Raw genomic sequence first — 348 nt, forward strand, 5'->3', positions numbered from 1 at the left:
CAAGTTTATAGTTCTTTTGTTTATAGTTCATGGTTCGAAAACCAAAAACCAACAACTAAAAACCACAAACACTTTTGTGCTTTCTATTTCTTACTGTATTTCAATCTCAATATGTCAATGAACTTTCTTAGCTCCTTAGCTGACAGCTGTCAGCTTCTTAGCTTTTTTGTGGAGAATATCGGAGTCGAACCGATGACCTCCTGCGTGCAAGGCAGGCGCTCTAGCCAGCTGAGCTAATCCCCCGTTTTTCTTCAGTAGCAGTTACCAGTCGCAGTTTGCAGTTTGATAACGTGCTCACCTTATAACGTGATAACCACTCAACTTCCAAAATTTCCTTTTAAGTATCCA

At 39.9% G+C, this 348-nt stretch carries 1 tRNA gene; it reads right to left on the reverse strand.

Features of this window, described 5'->3' with window-relative positions:
• Window positions 1-169 precede the first annotated feature (169 nt).
• Window positions 170-243: transfer RNA gene (locus ACZIX4_RS19960), tRNA-Ala, on the reverse strand.
• Window positions 244-348: the final 105 nt, after the last annotated feature.

This window comes from Flavobacterium niveum (assembly GCF_055231775.1).